The 19308-nt window shown below is 68.3% G+C and carries 15 protein-coding genes and 1 tRNA gene; 7 read left to right on the top strand and 9 right to left on the bottom strand.

Annotated features, from left to right (window positions below; translation table 11 throughout):
• Nucleotides 1–11: 11 nt before the first annotated feature.
• From AC4GYU_RS04550 to AC4GYU_RS04540, 3 genes are all read right to left on the bottom strand, one after another.
• On the bottom strand, nucleotides 12–1229 hold the full coding sequence (locus AC4GYU_RS04550) for a hypothetical protein (RefSeq protein WP_491085711.1): 1218 nt from the start codon (nucleotides 1227–1229) through the stop codon (nucleotides 12–14).
• Entirely contained in the window at nucleotides 1204–2619 is a 1416-nt protein-coding gene (locus AC4GYU_RS04545) for an MBOAT family O-acyltransferase (protein ID WP_491085710.1), read from the bottom strand. The genes AC4GYU_RS04550 and AC4GYU_RS04545 overlap by 26 nt, the downstream gene beginning before the upstream one ends.
• A gap of 112 nt (nucleotides 2620–2731) precedes the next feature.
• On the bottom strand, nucleotides 2732–4159 hold the full coding sequence (locus AC4GYU_RS04540; RefSeq protein ID WP_491085709.1) for an NAD-dependent succinate-semialdehyde dehydrogenase: 1428 nt from the start codon (nucleotides 4157–4159) through the stop codon (nucleotides 2732–2734).
• Nucleotides 4160–4236: 77 nt separating this feature from the next.
• On the opposite strand from AC4GYU_RS04540, the gene uvrB reads away from it, so the two are divergent.
• The 4 genes from uvrB to AC4GYU_RS04520 are packed head-to-tail and all read left to right on the top strand — an operon-like array spanning nucleotide 4237 to nucleotide 10460.
• Nucleotides 4237–6438, top strand: a complete 2202-nt coding sequence (gene uvrB, locus AC4GYU_RS04535; RefSeq protein WP_491085708.1) for an excinuclease ABC subunit UvrB — start codon at nucleotides 4237–4239, stop codon at nucleotides 6436–6438.
• Between the two features lie 52 nt (nucleotides 6439–6490).
• On the top strand, nucleotides 6491–8092 hold the full coding sequence (locus tag AC4GYU_RS04530) for an amidohydrolase family protein (RefSeq protein WP_491085707.1): 1602 nt from the start codon (nucleotides 6491–6493) through the stop codon (nucleotides 8090–8092).
• 57 nt (nucleotides 8093–8149) lie between these two features.
• On the top strand, nucleotides 8150–8920 hold the full coding sequence (locus AC4GYU_RS04525; protein ID WP_491085706.1) for a class I SAM-dependent methyltransferase: 771 nt from the start codon (nucleotides 8150–8152) through the stop codon (nucleotides 8918–8920).
• A 43-nt stretch (nucleotides 8921–8963) separates the two neighbouring features.
• Entirely contained in the window at nucleotides 8964–10460 is a 1497-nt protein-coding gene (locus AC4GYU_RS04520) for a S10 family peptidase (protein ID WP_491085705.1), read from the top strand.
• 11 nt (nucleotides 10461–10471) lie between these two features.
• On the opposite strand, the gene AC4GYU_RS04515 is transcribed toward AC4GYU_RS04520, so the two are convergent.
• The 4 genes from AC4GYU_RS04515 to AC4GYU_RS04500 all read right to left on the bottom strand — a co-directional run bounded on the left by AC4GYU_RS04515 (nucleotide 10472) and on the right by AC4GYU_RS04500 (nucleotide 12696).
• Nucleotides 10472–10548: transfer RNA gene (locus tag AC4GYU_RS04515), tRNA-Pro, on the bottom strand.
• A 105-nt stretch (nucleotides 10549–10653) separates the two neighbouring features.
• Nucleotides 10654–10914 (bottom strand): hypothetical protein, encoded by a 261-nt coding sequence (locus AC4GYU_RS04510; protein WP_491085704.1) that lies wholly within the window; start codon nucleotides 10912–10914, stop codon nucleotides 10654–10656.
• Between the two features lie 93 nt (nucleotides 10915–11007).
• The gene (locus AC4GYU_RS04505; protein ID WP_491085703.1) at nucleotides 11008–12315 is read right to left on the bottom strand and encodes an FAD-dependent oxidoreductase; all 1308 of its coding nucleotides are present in this window, start codon (nucleotides 12313–12315) and stop codon (nucleotides 11008–11010) included.
• Between the two features lie 57 nt (nucleotides 12316–12372).
• Entirely contained in the window at nucleotides 12373–12696 is a 324-nt protein-coding gene (locus AC4GYU_RS04500) for a polyhydroxyalkanoic acid system family protein (RefSeq protein WP_491085702.1), read from the bottom strand.
• A gap of 72 nt (nucleotides 12697–12768) precedes the next feature.
• Between AC4GYU_RS04500 and AC4GYU_RS04495 the strand changes: the two genes are divergently transcribed.
• Nucleotides 12769–13653, top strand: a complete 885-nt coding sequence (locus tag AC4GYU_RS04495; protein ID WP_491085701.1) for a hypothetical protein — start codon at nucleotides 12769–12771, stop codon at nucleotides 13651–13653.
• A 68-nt stretch (nucleotides 13654–13721) separates the two neighbouring features.
• On the top strand, nucleotides 13722–16319 hold the full coding sequence (gene clpB / locus AC4GYU_RS04490) for an ATP-dependent chaperone ClpB (protein WP_491085700.1): 2598 nt from the start codon (nucleotides 13722–13724) through the stop codon (nucleotides 16317–16319).
• Here the strand turns inward: clpB and AC4GYU_RS04485 are convergent.
• On the bottom strand, nucleotides 16316–16579 hold the full coding sequence (locus AC4GYU_RS04485) for a hypothetical protein (RefSeq protein WP_491085699.1): 264 nt from the start codon (nucleotides 16577–16579) through the stop codon (nucleotides 16316–16318). The two genes, clpB and AC4GYU_RS04485, sit on opposite strands and share 4 nt — an antisense overlap.
• A gap of 96 nt (nucleotides 16580–16675) precedes the next feature.
• On the opposite strand from AC4GYU_RS04485, the gene AC4GYU_RS04480 reads away from it, so the two are divergent.
• The gene (locus tag AC4GYU_RS04480; RefSeq protein WP_491085698.1) at nucleotides 16676–18136 is read left to right on the top strand and encodes a tetratricopeptide repeat-containing sulfotransferase family protein; all 1461 of its coding nucleotides are present in this window, start codon (nucleotides 16676–16678) and stop codon (nucleotides 18134–18136) included.
• On the opposite strand, the gene AC4GYU_RS04475 is transcribed toward AC4GYU_RS04480, so the two are convergent.
• Complete coding sequence (locus tag AC4GYU_RS04475) at nucleotides 18133–19299, bottom strand: aspartyl/asparaginyl beta-hydroxylase domain-containing protein (protein ID WP_491085697.1); 1167 nt, start codon at nucleotides 19297–19299, stop codon at nucleotides 18133–18135. The genes AC4GYU_RS04480 and AC4GYU_RS04475 overlap by 4 nt on opposite strands.
• Between the last annotated feature and the right edge of the window lie 9 nt (nucleotides 19300–19308).

Below are 19308 nucleotides of genomic sequence, written 5' to 3'. Positions count from 1 at the left end.
CTGCCCCAACGTCAGGACGGGCGCAGTGGTGCCCCGGCCAGCCGGCCCTTGCAGTTGGCGGTCGACAGCGGCGCCGGAGCGTCCGTGCGGAGCCGGATCCGCCGGGTCAGCTGGACCAGCCGCCGGACGTAGGCATCGGTGAAGACGGTCGCGCAGGTGCGACTGAGATGGCTCCACTCGGGGATGTCGAGATCCTGCGCCTGGGGGAGGTCGTCGGCATGGATGCCCGGCGCCCCGGTGCCGGCCAGGAGCGCATCCCAGACCCGTGCCTTGGGCAGCCTCTTTTCCTCATTCTCACGGATCGGGGCGGCCGAGGGCGGGCGGATGAAGACCACGTCGCCGCCGCGCTGACGAAGCTCGGCGACCGCTTTGCGGCTTGCGGCGATCACCGCGGCAATCTCCTTGGGATCACCCGGCTTGCCGCGGAAATTGTCCCAGGCGTGCCGGGCCTGGTCTTGATAATAGCCGGGCTGCTCGATCCTCGGCCACATGAAACGCTGCCGGTAGTCGAAGCTCTCATCGACCTTCCAGACATCCTCGTACGGGCTGTCGACGCCCTTTCGCCAGCCATGGTCGAGGCGTCCGGCGAGGCGGCTGAACCGCATGTCCTCGTCGAGGAAGGCGAAGAGGCGCTGGAGCCAGCGGTCGAGGATGAGGCCGGTAATCTGGCTCGGCTCGCGGTTGCGCTCATAGCCGTCGATCCAGGGCTGGCCGACCCCGGCGGGCGCCGACACCGGGCGGAAGAAGCTGGTGTCGGCCATGCCGACGATGAGCAGCCCGCGATAGCCGGGATCGCGGGTGAGATGCTCCATCAGCACCCGCCCATTGGTGCCGTGGATGGCGAGCTGCTTCGGGCGGATTCCGGTCAGTTGCTCGAAATGGGCAAGGTCGGTGTCGAACAGGATCCGGCTATCGCCGACGATGACGAGGTCGTCGGGATGGATGCCTGCCCGCATCTCGGCCCAGGCCTGCGGGCTGTCGCCGATGTCGGCATTGCTGAGCCCCGCGCTTCGCGCCCAGACTTCCCAGCTTGCGGTCAGGAAGGCGGCCAGGAGGGCCGCGACGAGCGCGATCCCGCGCCAGGGCCGGCTGGGTACGTCACGGACGGGCACCGGCTGGGCCTGACCGGGGCGATCGCTGGCGGTGAGGCGCAGGCCGCGGGGAAGCGCGCCTTCGTGGATCGTCCCGACCGGTGGGAGGTCTTCAGAAGGCGAAATAGAGGAAGGCATTGCCGCGCCCCTGTTCGATGATGACGAGGAAGGCCATGAGCCCGAGGGCGGGCGTGAGGAGGATGGCCGGTGTCCGCTCGACCACGGCTTCGAGCGTGGTGTCGCGCATTCGCCAGTGGATGATGAAGATCAGCGCCATGATGCCGAAGGCGGCGAGGAGATCGAAGCCCGGCAGAACCGCCTGCCCGCCCGGGGCGTAGCCGACCATGCTGGCGAGAATGGTACCGGCGGTGGCAAAGGTCTTGGCGCGGAAGAAGACCCAGGTGACATTGATCGCAAGGAAGGTGAGCAGGGCAAGGCCAAGCAGCTGTGCCGGGTTCGGGGTCCAGCCGCCGAAGCGGGCCTTCAGCCAGCGCTCGGCGGACAGGTAGAGGCCGTGGAGGCCGCCCCACACGACGAAGGTCCACGAGGCGCCGTGCCACAGTCCTCCGAGGAGCATCGTCCCCATCAGGGCCATATAGGTCCGCGCCGGGCCGTGGCGGTTGCCGCCAAGCGGGATGTAGAGATAGTCGCGCAGCCAGCTCGACAAAGTGATGTGCCATCGACGCCAGAAGTCCGAGAAGCCGACCGCGCCATAGGGAAAGCGAAAATTGTCCGGCATGGCGAAGCCCAGCGCGAGCGCCACCCCGATCGCCGACGTCGAATAGCCGGCAAAGTCGCAAAAGATCTGCCCTGCGAAGGCGAGGGTCCCCGCCCAGGCGTCGATCGTCAGCGGCACACCCGGGCGGTCGAACACCGTTTCGGCGACAGGTGCGAGCAGGCCGTCGGCGATGACCACTTTCTGGAACATGCCGAGGGTCAACAAAGCGAGGCCGAACAGCCGCATGTTGGCATTGGCCCGGCGCGGTTGCTCGAACTGCGGGACGAGCTCGGTCGGACGCATGATCGGTCCCGCGACGAGGTGCGGAAAGAAGGTCACGAACAAGGCGTAGTCGAGGAAATGCTTCGCCGGCGCGGCGCGGCGTAGGTAGACGTCGAGCGTGTAGGACAGGGTGGCGAACGTGTAGAAGCTGATCCCGACCGGCAGGATGATGTCCCACTTGGGCGGGTGGTAGGCGATCCCCGCGGCATTCACGGCGGCGGTGAAGTTCTCGAGCAGGAAATTGCCGTACTTGAAGTAGCCGAGCATCCCGAGGTTCACGACCACCGAGATGATCATCCATGCCCGTCGGGTGGACTGCCGCGAGGAACGGACCATCCACTGTGCCGCCCACCAGTCGACCACGGTCGACACCCACAGAAGGATGACGAAGGGCGGGTTCCAGGCCGCGTAGAACAGGTAGCTCGCGACAAGCAGGTTCAGCTTCTTCTGCCGCCAGGTGAGCGGCAGGTTGTGAAGCAGCAGAACGAACGCAAAAAAGACGATGAACGTCAGCGAATTGAAGATCATGCAGCCCGGCCCCCCTGGGTGCACGCATCACAGGCGGCCGAGCCGCTGGGCCGGAACCTAGCAGCAGCGGCAGGGGCCTGTCACGGGGGACGGCGGAAAACCGCCGCTCTCCTTATTCGACCTTGCTCCCCGAGGAGCTCGCCAGCCTCTTCACCTGGACGGTCTTGATGTTGACGAACTCGCGGATGCCGTAGGCGGCGCATTCGCGGCCGTAGCCCGAATGCTTGACCCCGCCGAAGGGGAGGCGCGGGTCGGAGCGGACATTCTCGTTGACGAAGCTCATGCCCGCCTCGAGCTCTTCCGCCGCGATGCGCCGGCCGCGGGCGAGGTCGCCGGTAAGGACGCCCGAGCCGAGCCCGAACTCGCTCGTATTGGCGATGGCGATAGCTTCCGCCTCGTCGCGCGCGGCGATGATCGCGGCGACCGGGCCGAACACCTCCTCGTCATGCGCGGGCTGGCCTGCACGGACGTCGGCAAGGACGGTGGCGGGATACCAGGCGCCGGGCCGGTCGGGCTTTGCGCCGCCGAGAAGGAGCCGGGCGCCATTGGCGATGCTCTTCTCGACCTGCTCGTGAATCTCGTCGCGTGCCTCGATGCTCTGCATCGGCCCGAGCTTGGTGCCCTCTTTGGTCGGATCGCCCATGGCGAAGGCGCTCATCGCATCGACCATCGCGGCCTCGAACGCCGGGCGGATGCTGTCGATGACGATGAACCGTTTGCCCGCGATGCAGCTCTGCCCGCCGTTCACCATGCGCGCGGTGGCGGCGACCTTGGCCGCGGCGGCGACATCGGCATCCTCGAGCACGAGATAGGCATCGGAGCCGCCGAGCTCGAGCACGCATTTCTTGAGGACCGATCCGGCGGTCTCGGCGACGCTCTTGCCTGCGGGCACGCTGCCGGTGAGCGTGACGGCGGCGACATGCTCGTCCTTGATCAGCGCCTCGACTGCCTTACTCGGGAGGAGAAGCGTGCGGAAGAGGTCGCGGGGGACGCCGGCCTGGTGGAGCACTTCCTCGATCGCAAGGGCGCAGCCGGGGACGTTGCTGGCATGCTTGAGAAGCGCGCCATTGCCCGCCATCAGCGCGGGCGCGGCGAAACGGAACACCTGCCAAAAGGGGAAATTCCACGGCATCACCGCAAGGACGACGCCGAGCGGGTTGAAAGTGACGAAGGCTTCCGCCTCGCCATTGCCGCCGAGGTCGACCTTCTCCTCGGCGAGATAGGCCGGCGCATGATCGGCGAACCAGTCGCAGTGGAAGGCGCATTTCTCGATCTCGGCGCGGCCCTCGTCGAGGGTCTTGCCCATTTCCTCGGTCATGAGCGCGGCGAAGCGGTCGGCACCGTCACGAAGCAGGACCGCGGCCTTGCGGATGATCGCGGCGCGCTCGTCGAAGCTGGTCCGGCGCCAGTCGCGATAGGCCGCATGCGCCGCCTTGGCCGCGGCGGCCGCCTCCTCGGGCGAGCAGAGCGGATAGCTCTTTCCTTCCGCGCCCGTCGCCGGGTTGGTGACCGTCAGCCTGCCGTCCTTCGAAACCGCCATTCTCGATGCTCCTTCTGGACGCTCAACGCCGAACGAACAGAATTGTCGCCGGGCCATGCAATCCCCATATCAACGGCATGGAAATCCAGATCCGCACGTCCCTTGCCGAACCCGAGACCGGCGAGGAGTTCGTGCCGCATCGGCCGGCGCGGCCCGAGAAGGCCGAAGGCGGCCGGCCGTTCGTGCTCAAGAGCGATTATGAACCGGCGGGCGACCAGCCGGCGGCGATCCGCGAGCTGGTCGACGGGATCCGCGACCAGAACGAGAAGAGCCAGGTGCTGCTGGGCGTGACGGGCTCGGGCAAGACCTTCACCATGGCGCAGATCATCCAGCATACCCAGCGCCCGGCGCTGGTGCTGGCGCCCAACAAGATCCTGGCGGCGCAGCTCTACGGGGAGTTCAAGAGCTTCTTCCCCGACAATGCGGTCGAATATTTCGTCAGCTACTACGATTATTACCAGCCCGAAGCCTATGTGCCGCGGACCGACACCTACATCGAGAAGGAAAGCTCGGTGAACGAGGCGATCGACCGGATGCGGCATTCGGCGACGCGGGCGCTGCTCGAGCGGGACGACGTGATCATCGTCGCGTCGGTCAGCTGCCTCTACGGCATCGGCTCGGTCGAGACCTATTCGGCGATGACCTTCTCGCTCAAGAAGGGCGAGACCGCCGACCAGCGCGAAGTGGTGCGCAAGCTCGTGGCGCTCCAGTACAAGCGCAACGACGCGGCCTTCGCGCGCGGCAATTTCCGGGTCCGCGGCGACAGCCTCGAGGTCTTCCCGTCGCACTATGAGGACAGCGCCTGGCGCATCTCCTTCTTCGGCGACGAGATCGAGGAAATCGTCGAGTTCGATCCGCTGACCGGCAAGAAGGTCGCGGCCCTTCCGTCGGTGAAGATCTACGCCAATTCGCACTATGTAACGCCAGGGCCGACGCTCAAGCAGGCGAGCCATGCGATCCGCCACGAGCTGGAGGAGCGGCTGAAGGAGCTGAACGCCGAGGGGCGGTTCCTCGAGGCGCAGCGGCTCGAGCAAAGGACGAACTTCGATCTCGAGATGATCGCGGCGACGGGAAGCTGCGCGGGCATCGAGAATTACAGCCGCTTCCTGACCGGCCGCCTCCCCGGCGAGCCGCCGCCGACGCTGTTCGAATATCTTCCCGACAATGCCTTGCTGTTCATCGACGAATCGCATCAGACGGTTCCGCAGATCGGCGCGATGGCGCGGGGCGACCACCGGCGGAAGATCACGCTGGCGGAGTTCGGCTTCCGCCTGCCGAGCTGCATCGACAACCGCCCGCTGCGGTTCAACGAGTGGGACGCGATGCGCCCGCAGTCGGTGTTCGTGTCGGCGACGCCGGGGCCGTGGGAGATGAACGAGACCGGGGGCGTCTTCTCCGAGCAGGTCATTCGCCCGACCGGGCTCATCGATCCGCCGGTCGAGATCAAGCCGGTCGAGGACCAGGTCGACGACCTCGTCGCCGAGGCCAAGGCCACCGCCAAGAAGGGCTACCGGACGCTGGTCACCACGCTGACCAAGCGGATGGCCGAGGACCTTACCGAATATCTCCACGAAGCCGGGCTCAAGGTCCGCTACATGCACTCGGACGTCGAGACGCTGGAGCGCATCGAGCTGATCCGCGACTTGCGGCTCGGGGTCTATGACGTGCTGGTCGGGATCAACCTCCTGCGCGAGGGCCTCGACATTCCCGAATGCGGGCTGGTCGCGATCCTCGATGCCGACAAGGAGGGATTCCTGCGCTCGGAGACGAGTCTCATCCAGACCATCGGCCGTGCGGCGCGCAACGTCGAGGGCAAGGTCATCCTCTATGCCGACCGGGTCACCGGCTCGATGGAGCGCGCGCTCAACGAGACCAATCGGCGGCGCGAGAAGCAGGAGGAATATAACCGGATCCACGGGATCACCCCGGCGACCATCAAGCGCGACATCAGCGACATCATTGCCCATGTCTCGACCCGCGACGGCGTGGTGGTCGACACCGGCGATCCGGACACGCCGCACCTCGTCGGGCACAATCTCAGGGCCTACATCAGCGACCTCGAGGAAAGGATGCGCAAGGCCGCGGCCGACCTCGAGTTCGAGGAAGCGGCGCGGCTTCGCGACGAGATCCGCAAGCTCGAGGAGGACGAGCTCGGCATCCCCGATCATCAGCGCGCGGCACCACGGGTCGGGCATTCGACCGAAGGCAAGCCGGGCACCCGCAAGACCCGCTTCGGCAAGCAGAAGCAGATGCGCATGAACAAGCGGGCGCGGCCCTAGAGATTGCGCTTCTCCCAGCGCGCGGCATGATGCGGCGGCAAAGGGGGAAGGAATGCTAAAGCTGTTGGCGGCGCTGGCCGCTCTGGCGTCGGGTGGCGCGGCGCTGGCGCAGGAGGGCATGGTCCCGGTCGCGGCCCGTGGGGCGAACGAGGGCGGCGGCCCCTACCCGACGCTGGTCATCCGCGGCGCGACCTTGATCGACGGCACGGGGGCCCCGCCGCGCGGGCCGGTCGATATCGTCATCGAGCGCAACCGCATCACCGCCATCCGCTCGGCCGGAACGCTAGGCACGGCGCTTCGCGCGGGCCGTCCACCCGCCGGCGCGACCCGGGAGATCGATGCGACCGGGCAATATGTGATGCCCGGCTTCATCGACACCCACGGCCACAATGGCGATCCCGACAAGGCGCCGGATCCGAGCTACGGCTACAAATTGTGGCTTGCGCACGGGGTGACGACTGTGCGCGGGATCAGCTTCACCTTCGGGCCGGGCGACCGCAGCCTCGCCGACCGCGCGCGGAGCGAGGCGAACAGCATCGTCGCGCCGCGGCTCGTACCCTATGTGGTGGTCGGCGACGGCTGGGGCCGCGGTTCGCCCACGACCCCCGAGGAGGGCCGGGCCTGGACCCGCTGGGCGGCCAAGGCCGGTTATGAGGGAGTGAAACTGTTCCTCGACCAGCCGCCCGCGGTCACCGCGGCGGTGCTCGACGAGGCGAAGACGCTGAAGCTCGGGACGGTGGCGCATCTTCGCCAGACCGGGGTCGCCGAGATCAACGCGCGCCGCGCGGGCGAGCTTGGGCTCGGCACCGTAACCCATTTCTACGGCCATTTCGAAAGCCTGCTGAAGGACCGCTCGCTGCCCGATTATCCGGCGGGCTATAATTTCAACGACGAGCAGGACCGCTTCTACGAATTTACCCGGATCATCGACAGCATCCACGAGCCGGGCGGGCCCGAGTGGAACGCCTATCTGCGCGAGCAACTGGCGCGGAACGTCACCTTCAACCCGACCTTCAACATCTATTCGGCGTCGCGCGACCTGATGCGGGCGAAGAATGCCGACTGGCATGCCCGCTACACGCTGCCGAGCCTGATGCGCTTCTTCGGCCCGAGCCGCGACGCGCACGGCAGCTACTGGTTCGACTGGACCAGCGGCAAGGAGGTGGCGTGGCGGCGCTTCTACGGGCCCTACATGCGGCTGATGAACGACTATAAGAACATGGGCGGGCGGGTGACGCTGGGGTCGGACCCCGGCTACATCTACCAGACCTGGGGCTTCAGCTACATCGGCGAGATGGAGATGCTCGAGGAAGCGGGCTTCTCGCCGCTCGAGGTGATCCGCGCCGCGACCATGCACGGCGCCGAGGAAATCTACCTGCCCAAGGGCAAGCCCGCGCCTTACGGGATCGTCCGCCCGGGGATGCTCGCCGACCTCGTGGTGACGAGCGAGAATCCGCTGCAGAATCTGAAGACGCTCTACGGCACCGGCTTCGAACGGCTCCAGCCCGACGGCACGGTCAAGAGGGTCGGCGGGGTCCGGTTCACGATCAAGGACGGGATCGTCTACGACGCCAAGGCGCTGCTCGCCGACGTCGCCGCGATGGTGGAAGCGCAGAAAAGCGCCGAAGCCGGCCGTTCGTCGAAGGGCAGCTAGCCTTTCGTGCCGCCGAGGGCGCATGATCCCCCGCGATCATCAGGGGAGCCCGTCATCATGCGCCACGCCGCCGCCTGCCTTGCATCCGTCCTGCTGCTTGCGGGCTGCGCGACGCCCGGTCCCCGCGCCGACAGTCCCGCCCTCTACGCCGCGAGCGTCGCCAATCCGGCGCGGACCGAAGAATTGCGCAAGCTCGACGAGAGCCGCCGCCCGGCCGACGTGCTCGCCTTCCTCGGCCTGAAGCCCGGGATGGACGCCGCCGACCTGCTGACGGGCACGGGCTACTGGGCGCAGCTGATGGCGAGCGTGGTCGGCCCGCGCGGCTCGGTAACGGCGTTCGAGCCCGAGCAATTCTATGGCGAGGGCGAGGAACGGGCGAAGCTCGACGCGCTGATCGCCGCCTCGCCGGGGGTCACGCTCGCGCGCTATCCGTTCGAAGCCTTCGCGCCGGGCGCCAACCGGTTCGACGTCGCGCTAATCAACCTCAGCTATCACGACCTCTACTGGGAATCGGCGAAGTTCAAGATTCCCCGGACAGATCCGGCGGCCTTCGTCCGTAACCTCTACGGGGCGATGCGGCCGGGCGGCGTGGTCGGGGTGATCGACCATGTCGGCAGGCCCGGGGACACGCGGCAGATCGTCGACAGGCTGCACCGGATCGATCCCGCAACCGTCCGCGCCGATTTCGAACGGGCCGGCTTCCGGCTCGAGGCACAGAGCCCGTTGCTCGCCAATCCGGCCGACGATCATGACAAACTGGTGTTCGACCCGGCGATCCGCGGAAAGACCGACCGCTTCCTCTACCGCTTCCGCAAGCCGCTGCGCTGAGGGTCGTTTGACGGGCGTCACGAAGCCCGCTTAGCTTGCGTCCATGCGCATCAAGCTTCTCCTCGCCGCCCTGCTCGCCGCCACCGTACCCACGGCCGTCCTCGCCCAGGACAAGGACAAGCAGGAGGCGGAGGCGCGGGCCTATCAGCCGCAGGTCGTGACCACCCGCCACAGCGGGACCTTCGGTGGGCAGAGGGTCGCTTATTCGGCGACGATCGGCGAGACCCTGCTCAAGGACAAGGAAGGCGTCCCCAAGGCGGCGATCGTCACCACCGCCTACGTCAAGGAGCCGCGCGATCCCTCACGGCCGGTGACCTTCCTTTTCAACGGCGGGCCGGGCTCGGGCACGGTGTGGCTGCAGATGGGCGCCTTCGGGCCGAAGCGGGTCGCCATCCCGTCCGACGGACGCGACGACGGCGCCCCGCCCTATCCGCTGCTCGACAATCCCGACAGCCTGCTCGACGTCACCGACATGGTCTTCATCGACCCGCCGGGGACGGGCTTCTCGGTGCTCCTGCCCGGTGCCGACCCGAAGGATTATTACGGGGTCCAGCAGGACGCCAAGGCGGTGGCCGAGGTGATCCGCCGCTGGCTCAGCGACAATGGGCGCTGGAACAGCCCCAAGTTCCTCGGCGGGGAAAGCTACGGCACGACCCGGACCGCGGCGGTGGTCAACCAACTCGAGGGCGCGACCTTCAACGATGTCGGGCTGAACGGGCTGATTCTCATCTCGACCGTGCTCGACTTTGCGGCGGGGTCGGACACGCCCGGCAACGAGCTCGGCTACATCACCAACCTGCCCTCGATGGCGGTGACCGCGGCCTATCATGGCAAGGGGATGAGCGGCACGCCCGCGGCGCAGCTCGCCGAGCAGGCGCGGCAGTGGGCGATCGGGCCCTATGCCGCCTATCTGCTCAAGGGCCAGCGAGCGGGCGCCGAGGAGCGCGCCGCGGTCCGCCGCCAGCTCGCGCAATATACGGGGCTGTCGGAAAGCTATCTCGACCGTGCCGACCTCCGGGTCACGCCGCAGCGCTTCTACAAGGAATTGCTGCGCGACCGCGGGCTGACGATCGGCCGGCTCGACGCACGCTACACCGGCAAGGATTATGACGATGCCGGCGAGGGGCCCGACAACGACCCCAGCTTCTACGGGATCGACGCGGGCTATACCGCGGCGGTCAACAGCTGGCAGCGCGGCAGCCTCGGCTTCCGGACCGACCGCGAATATCAGTCGATCAGCGGGATCGGCGGGCAGTGGGACTGGCGGATCGGCGGCCGCGACGAGAATGCCTATCTCAACGTCGCGCCGTGGATCGGTACCGCCTTACGCGAGAATCGCGGGCTGAAGGTGCTGGTGGCGCAGGGCTGGTATGATTTCGCGACGCCCTTCTTCGCGGCCGAATATGCGCTGAGCCGGACGGGCATCCCGCAGGACCGGGTCGAATATCATTATTATGACGCGGGCCACATGATGTACGTGCGCGATGAGGACCGGGCCAAGCTGACCCGCGACCTCCGCGCCTTCATCCGCGCACGGTGACAAAAGAAAAGTGGTCGGGGAGAGAGGATTCGAACCTCCGGCCCCTGCCTCCCGAAGACAGTGCTCTACCAGGCTGAGCTACTCCCCGACCGGCACCCGCGGTGAAGCGGGAGCCAAGGCGGGGCGGTCTTTAGGCGGCGGTTCTGACGGATGCAAGCGCCGTCTCGCGATCGGTCGGCTCGGGGCCGTTCGATCAGCCCCGGCAGGCCGTTCCCGGACCGGGGAATGGCGGGAGGCCGCCAAAGGCCGCGACGATCGTTCCCCAATTCTGGGTCCGGCTCCCGGCCCCGCCGAGGACATAGTCGTCATTGAGGCCCGAATAAGCGCAGATCGAGGCGGCGACCCCGCGGGATTCGATCGGCGTGATGCCCCCGCTGCCGCCGATTTCCCCGCCCATGGCAGGGCTGGCGGCGCAGACCAGGCAAAGAACGGCAAGTTTCGCGTGCTTGATCATCAACTTTCTCCCTCAACTGCAGAACGCAACTTGGTGGAGACCCCGAGTCGACCGCGACCAATCATAGCATTGGCGGAAGACCGGGAAAATCTATCAGTGGCCGCCGGCCTTGAGGAGGTCGGGCACGCGGACCAGCTTCTCGCGGGCGAAGCCCAGGCGGGCGGCGGCGACCTCGGCCGCTTCGATCTTCTGCCAGTCGGCGAAGGGAATGGGATCGCAGCCGCGCGAATGGAGCAGGCGGTCGAGCCCCTCGGCGCCCTCGCGACCGCTGTCCGGCGCGCCCGGCGGGATGGCCGCGGCAATCGCCTCGGCGACCTCGAAGCCGTCGGGCCGGTTGGTGCCGATGGTCCCGGTCGGGCCGCGCCTGGCCCAGCCGACGGCATAGAGCCGGTCGGCGATCAGCCCCGAGGAATTGGGATAGCGGCCCAGTGCCTCGTCATAGGGGATGCCGGGAATGGGCGGCGAGCTGTAGCCGATGCAGCTGACCACCAGCCCGGCTGGGAGGACATAGGTCTCGCCGGTGCCGCGGGCCTGGCCGGTGGGATCGAGCGCAGTGCGCTCGACCACGATCCGCTCGGCCCGGCCATCGCCCTCGATCGCGAGCGGGCGGGCGAAGAAGTCGAAGCTGACGGTCTTGGGCTTAGCGCCGTCGGGCGCCGCGGCCGCGAAGGCGCGGAGATGCTCGACCGACTTGCGCTGCCCGGGCTCGAGCGCGGCATCGGTGCCTTCCGGCGGAAAGTCGCCCGGGTCGACCTGGGGCGCGGCGGCCTCGAGATGGCCGAGCTCGCCCAGCTCCTTGGGAGTCATGGCGATCTGGTTGGGACCGCGCCGTCCGAGGATGGTGATGTGGCGGATACGGCTGTTGCCGAGCGCGTCGAAGGCGTGGGCGACGATGTCGGAGCCGGCGAACTCGGCCGGGGTCTTGGAGAGGATCCGGGCGACGTCGAGCGCGACATTGCCGTTGCCGACGACCACCGCATGCTCGCTGTCGAGCGGCGGGGCGAGGTCGGCGAAATCGGGGTGGCCGTTGTACCAGCCGACGAAGGCCGCCGAGCCGATCACGCCCGGAAGCTCGTCGCCGGGGATGCCGAGGCGGCGGTCATATGGCGCGCCGGTCGCAAGCACGACCGCGTCGTAATAATGGAGCAGCTCCTCGATCGAGACGTCGGCGCCGAGGTGGACGTTGCCGAGAAAGCGGACCCCCGGAGTCAGCGCGACCTTTTCGTAGCGCTTGGCGACGGCCTTGATCGACTGGTGGTCGGGGGCGACCCCGAAGCGGATCAGGCCGTAGGGCACGGGCAGCCGGTCGAGGATGTCGATCCGCGCGTCACCCGCCTTGATCAAGGCTTCGGCGGTGTAGAAGCCGGCCGGGCCCGACCCGACGATGGCGATGTGGCGCATCAGCGAACACTCCTCCGATGCCGGATATTAGCCGCGCAGGCGCCGCGGTCCAGCGCCCTACTTCTTGCTGCGATCCTCTAGCAGCAGTTCGCTGCCCTTGGAGCGGAGGGCGGCCTCGATCGGTTTGGCGAGCATGCCGAGCAGGCCGGGGAGCATGATGTGGCAGCGGACCAGCTGCTCCTCGATTTCGATCCTGGCGGTGACCGTCTGGCCCATCGCGCCGACGTCGAGGTCGAGCCGGTCGCCCTGCCATTCGTGGCTGACCGTGGCCCCACCCGGGATGAAGCCGGTGAGCTTGTGGATATTGCTCTCGATCCGGCGGCGGGCTTCCACCCGGCCGAGCTGATGAGGAAGGTCGACGTGGATGGGTTGCGTGCTCATGCGGGTCGAAGTGAGCGCCGTTCAGTGTCTTTTCAAGCAGCGGTGCGTTATGTTGGGCCGATGCGGATGCTCGTGGCAGCACTGACGACCTCCCTGCTGGCCGCCCCCTCGGCGGCCCAGCCGGTGACGGTCGCGCCCCCGTCGACGATACCGTCGATCATCCGGCCGATCCCGGCGCCAGCGATCTGGAATCCTTCGGCCGACTATGTCGAGCGCGGGCAGGACGAGCCCGGCTACCGGGCGTGGATCGCAATGGGGCCGTGGCGGGCCGGAGCGGTCAGCCAGTTCCACCGCTATCTCGAGGCGAGCGGGGTCGCCTTCATCGCGCCGACCTGGCAGCTGCTCCGGACCGCGAGCGACTGGCGGCGCTGCGGAGCCGAGCCGTTCGAGATCCCGCCGGCCGACGAATGGCCGAATATCGTCAACACGCTGCGCTACGTGCGCGACCATGTCGTGCCGCGGGTCGGCCCGGTCGAGCCGGTCAGCGTCTTCCGCAATGCCGGCCTCAACCGCTGCGCCGGCGGGGCGCCCGAGAGCGTCCACCGCAGCATGAGCGCGATCGACTTCGTGCCGCTGACGCCGATCGACCGGACGACGATGATCCGTCGGCTCTGCGCCGAGCATCAGGTCGAGGGCCCACGCTACAATGCGGGTCTCGGTTTCTACACCAAGATGCGCTTCCACGTGGACAGCTGGAAATATCGCACCTGGGGCCGCGACGATGGCGGGCATATCGCCTGTCCGAAGGTCGAACTGCCCGCGCCCGTGCTGGCCAGGGCGCCCGACCCGCAGGCCAGTGCGCCGGCAAATGGGCTCGTCTTCCAGACCGTTCCGGCAAGCGCGCCGCCGACGGCCGCGACCCCTGTCCCGGCGCCGACCGCGTCAGTCTCGCCGAGCGTCGCCCGGGCCACCGGCGACCCCCTCGCCCCGCTCCCGGACACCAGCGCGGGGCGCTGAGCCGCGGGGCTTGTGTGGCGTAAAGGCAACACTATCTTCCCTGCCGAAGAGAGGGGAAGCTAGTCCACATGGATTTCGAGAAGTTCACCGACCGGTCGAAGGGCTTTGTCCAGGCGGCCCAGACCATCGCCGTGCGCGAGCATCACCAGCGGATCGAGCCGGCGCACCTGTTCAAGGCGCTGCTCGACGACGAGCAGGGCATGGCCGCGGGGCTGATCCAGGCCGCCGGCGGCGACCCGCGCGCGGCCAAGCGCGAAGCCGACGCCCTGGTCGCCAAGGTGCCGTCGGTCACCGGCTCGGGCGCGAGCTCGGCGCCGGCGCTCGATGGCGACACGATCCGCCTGCTCGACCAGGCCGAGCAGGTGGCGAGCAAGGCCGGGGACAGTTTTGTCACGGTCGAGCGGATGCTGCTGGCGATGGCGCTCGCCAAGGGGACGGCGGTGGCCGATGCGCTGGCGCGGACCGGGGTCCAGCCGCAGGCGCTCAATGCCGCGATCGAGAAGTTGCGCGGCGGGCGCACCGCCGACACGCAAGGCGCGGAGGACCGCTACGACGCGCTCAAGAAATATGCCCGCGACCTCACCGCGGCGGCGCGCGAGGGCAAGCTCGACCCGGTGATCGGCCGCGACGAGGAAATCCGCCGCACGATTCAGGTGCTGGCGCGGCGGACCAAGAACAATCCGGTGCTGATCGGCGAGCCGGGCGTCGGCAAGACCGCGATCGCGGAAGGGCTCGCGCTGCGCATCACCAACGGCGACGTGCCCGACGGGATCAAGGACCGGCGCCTGCTCAGCCTCGACATGGGTTCGCTCATCGCGGGCGCCAAATATCGCGGCGAGTTCGAGGAGCGGTTGAAGGGCGTGCTCGACGAAGTGAAGCAGGCCGCGGGCGAGATCATCCTGTTCATCGACGAGATGCACACGCTGGTGGGCGCCGGGAAAAGCGAGGGGGCGATGGACGCTTCCAACCTCCTCAAGCCCGCGCTGGCACGGGGCGAGCTTCACTGCATCGGCGCGACCACGCTCGATGAATATCGCAAGCATGTCGAGAAGGACCCCGCGCTGCAGCGGCGCTTCCAGCCGGTGTTCGTGGGCGAGCCGACGGTCGAGGACACGATCTCGATCCTGCGCGGGCTGAAGGACAAATATGCCCTTCACCACGGCATCAACATCACAGACGGCGCGCTGGTCGCCGCGGCGACGCTCAGCAACCGCTACATCACCGACCGCTTTCTGCCGGACAAGGCGATCGACCTGATGGACGAAGCCGCGTCGCGGCTTCGGATGGAGGTGGAGAGCAAGCCCGAGGAGATCGAGAATCTCGACCGGCGGATCATCCAGCTCAAGATCGAGCGCGAGGCGCTGCGCAAGGAGACCGACAAGGGCTCCAAGGATCGCCTCGTCACGCTCGAGCGCGAGCTCGCCAATCTCGAGCAGCAGTCGTCGGAGCTGACCACGCGCTGGCAGGGCGACAAGGAGAAGATCGCCGCCGAGAGCAAGCTCAAGGAACAGCTCGACGCGCTTCGGATCGAGCTCGAGCAGGCGCAGCGCAATGGCGATCTCGGCCGTGCGGGCGAACTCCAGTACGGGCTAATCCCCGAGCTCGAGAAGAAGCTTGCCGAGGCCAACGACAGCCAGGCCAATGCCATGCTGCGCGAGGAAGTGACCGCCGACGACATTGCCGCAGTGGTGTCGCGCTGGACCGGGGTGCCGGTCGAGCGGATGATGGAAGGCGAGCGAGAGAAACTGCTCCAGATGGAGCAGATCATCGGCAAGAGGGTGATCGGGCAGGCCGAGGCGGTGAAGGCCGTATCGACCGCGGTCCGCCGTGCGCGCGCTGGCCTTCAGGACCCCAACCGGCCCTTGGGCTCCTTCCTGTTCCTCGGGCCGACGGGCGTCGGCAAGACCGAGCTGACCAAGGCGCTGGCCGAATTCTTGTTCGACGACGCGAGCGCGATGGTTCGCATCGACATGAGCGAGTATATGGAGAAGCACAGCGTCGCCCGGCTGGTCGGCGCGCCTCCGGGCTATGTCGGTTACGAGGAGGGCGGGACGCTGACCGAGGCGGTCCGGCGCCGGCCTTATCAGGTGGTGCTGTTCGACGAGGTCGAGAAGGCGCATTCGGACGTCTTCAACATCCTCCTCCAGGTGCTTGACGACGGACGGCTGACCGACGGCCAGGGGCGAACGGTGGACTTCACCAACACGCTCATCATCCTGACCTCGAACCTCGGCTCGCAATATCTCGCCAACCTCGGTGAGGACGAGCCGGCCGACACGGTCGAGGCGCAGGTGATGGAGGTGGTGCGTGGCCATTTCCGGCCCGAATTCCTCAACCGGCTCGACGACATCATCCTGTTCCACCGCCTGTCGGCGAGCCACATGGCGCCGATCGTCGATATTCAGGTGTCGCGCCTGCAGAAGCTGCTTCAGGAGCGGGGCATCCGCCTCGACCTCAGCGATGCGGCGCGGGCGTGGCTCGGGCGGGTCGGCTATGATCCGATCTACGGCGCGCGGCCGCTGAAGCGCGCGGTCCAGCGCTACCTGCAGGACCCGCTGGCGGACGCGATCCTGTCGGGCAAGGTCCGCGACGGGCAGGAAGTGCGGGTCGACGAGGGCGACGGCGCGCTGGTGCTGACCCCGGTGGAGGAAGTGGCGGCGGCCTAGCAGCCGCCGGCACTGCTCCCGCAGGAGACGACCTGGCCGCGATCCTGGATCTTGATTCCCGCTTCGCGATTGGCCTCGTCGAGCCGATCCCATTCGGCGACGGTGCGACATTCGCGGGTGAAGCCCGCGAGCGAGCCCGTCACCGGAAGCTTGCGACACTTGATCTTCTGCCCTTCGGCGGCGGCGATCTGCGACGCGGTCGGTGCCCGGGCCGGGCTTTCGGGGGTCGCGAGGACGAGGGACGCCATCAACAGGAGCATGCCAAATTCCCTTCAGCGCGCTGGGGACGGGCGTGAGGCTAACCCGCCGACCGCACCGCAGCAAGCGCTAGCCAGCCGCGCCCGCCCCTCCTAGTCATGGCGGCGATGGACGCGCGGGCGGGACAGGCGATGGCAGCGGGCGCAGCGGCGCTCCAAGCGGGCGACCTCGCGCGCGCCGAGGAGGCCTATGCGGCGGCGGTGGCGGCCGCGCCCGGGCTTGCCGATGGCTGGTTCAACCTCGGCTGGGTTCAGCGCGCGCGGCGGCGCTTTCCGGAGGCACTGGCGAGCTATGAAGCGGCGCTGGCAGCGGGCGTCGCGGGTGCCGAGGAAGTGCACGTCAATCGCGCGGCGATCCTTGCCGACCATCTGTTCGATCCGCAGGCCGCCGCCGCCGAATATGGCCGCGCGCTCAGCCTGGCAGGCGACTATCCTCCGGCGCTGCTGGGGCTGGCGCAATTGCACGAGGACGAGGGACGGCGCGAGGAGGCGCTCGAAACCTATCGCCGGCTGCTGGCGGCAACCCCCGACAGCGGACGCGCGATCGGCCGGGTGGCCATGCTCCGGCTGGCGAATGGCGATGCAGCGGCGATCGCGGCCGAATTGGCGCAGGCCCTCGCCCGCGCCCGCGATCCCGATGACCGCGCGGAACTGCTGTTCGCGCGTGCCTCAGCGCTCGATGCGGCGGGACGGTATGGCGAAGCCTTCGCGGCGCTGCGCGAGGCCAATGCGCTCGCCGCGGCGCTGTCGCCCGTCCGCTATGATGCAGCCCGCTTCGCGACGTTGGTCGATGACATCATCGCGAGCTTTCCGGCCCCGGACGACAGCGGGAGCGACAGCCAGTCGCCGCTCTTCATCTGCGGGCTGTTCCGCTCGGGTTCGACGCTCGCCGAGCAGATCCTTGCCCGCCACCCCGCGCTGGTTGCGGGCGGCGAGCTGGAGGCGATCCCCGCCTTCGCCGCGGAGCTCCAGCCCTATCCCGAAGCCGCGGCGACGCTGTCGGACGAAGCGGCGGCAGGCTTTCGCGAGCGCTATCGCGCCGAGGCGCGGCGGGCGGTGGGAAGCGACGCGCGACACAGCGACAAGAGGTGCGACAATTACCTGCACCTCGGGCTGATCAAGCGGCTCTTCCCGGGCGCGCCCCTGCTCCACACCGAGCGCCACCCGCTCGACACCTTGCTGTCGACTCTGTTCCTGCGGTTCGGGGACGGGATCGCCTACAGCCACCGGCTCGAGGATGCGGTGCATCATGCGGTCCAGCATGCGCGGCTGATGCGGCACTGGCGCACGGTCTTCCCGCAAAGCCTCGTCGAACTCGACTATGATGCGCTGGTGCGGGCGCCGGGCGCGGTACTGCCGCCGGTGATCGCGGCGCTCGGACTGCCGTGGGACGCGGCGCTGCTCGCGGCGGGAACAGACGGTCCGGTCCGGACGGCGAGCAACTGGCAGGTACGCCAGCCGCTGCACGCCCGCTCCTCGGGGCGCTGGCACCATTATCGTGACGAGCTGGCTGCTGCCCGGCGCGCGCTCGAGGCGGGCGGGGTCGCCGTTCCCGACTAGGCGCGCGGGGCGACCAGCCCCTTGTCGGCAATGGCGAAGAGGCGCGCAAGCTGGTCCTGCTCGGCCTCGGTGAGGTGCGGGTTCCAGACGTCGAAGATGAGGACGATGCGGACCTTGTCGCTGCGGTTCCAGGCTTCGTGCTCGATCGTGTCGTCGAAGGCGAAGGCCTCACCCTCGCGCCAGGCGCGGGTCTCGCCGCCGACCCGGAAGGTGCAGCCCTCGGGGACGACCAGCGGCAGGTGGATGATCGCGCGGGTGTTGGTGACGCCCGTGTGCGGCGGGATGTGCGCGCCCGGCTGGAGGATCGAGAAGAAGGCGGAGGGCGCCTTGCCGGGGATGTTGCTCTTGGGCGCGAGGTCGAGCGCCGCGGCGGTTTCGGGACAGGCCTCGCAGACCGGATCGTTGCGCCGGCCATATTCCCACAGGAAGCAGGCGCCCCAGGCGAGATTGTCGTCGAGCGGCGACCATTTGTTCTGGGGCGTGCCCTTGGGCTGGCGGACGTAGGGCCGGATGTCGGCGCTGCCATTTTCGAGCAGGGCCAGCGCCTCGGCGCGGATGGCGTCGGTCCGGGCCTCGAGCGCCTCGAACCAGGGGAAGTGGCGGCGCTCGAAATATTCGTCGGCGGGGAGGAAGGGGTAGTGCACCCCGTGGCACTCGTTCTGATAGACCCGGCGGCGACCCAGCATCACGTCGATCGCCGCGCACAGGCGGCGTGCTTCGGGCGCATCGAGTTCCTGTCCGAATTCGCCAGCGAGCGCTTCGGCGAAAGCGGCATTGTGGCGCTGGAGGAAATCCTGGCCGCGCCGCAGCGCATCGCTGGCGAGCGGCGGGCGGTCGGCCATGCCGGCGGCGAGCTGGACCACCGCCGACCAGTGCGGTGCGGCGCGCGACAGGAGGCCCTGCCCCTCGAACAGTTCGGCCAGGCGGAGGTGGGCGATGAAGTGGCGCGCATCGAGCGCGAGCACGTCCTCGAGCGCCTGCTGCTCGCCCGGCTGGTTGCCGGCCTGGCGATGCGCGGTCGCGAGGTTGATCCGCAGCACCGGCTCGCCCGGGTCGAGTTCGGCCGCGCGCGCAAAGGCGGTCGCCGCGTCGGCGGCCCGGCCCTGCGCAAGGGCTTCCATGCCAAGCTTGTTGTGAAGGCGCGGATCGTCGGAAGTGGCCATTTCGCGACC

The organism is Sphingomonas sp. SP2 (assembly GCF_058313385.1).
The sequence above is the reverse complement of the archived record's forward strand: the minus strand, read 5'-3'. Positions and strand labels throughout refer to the sequence as shown.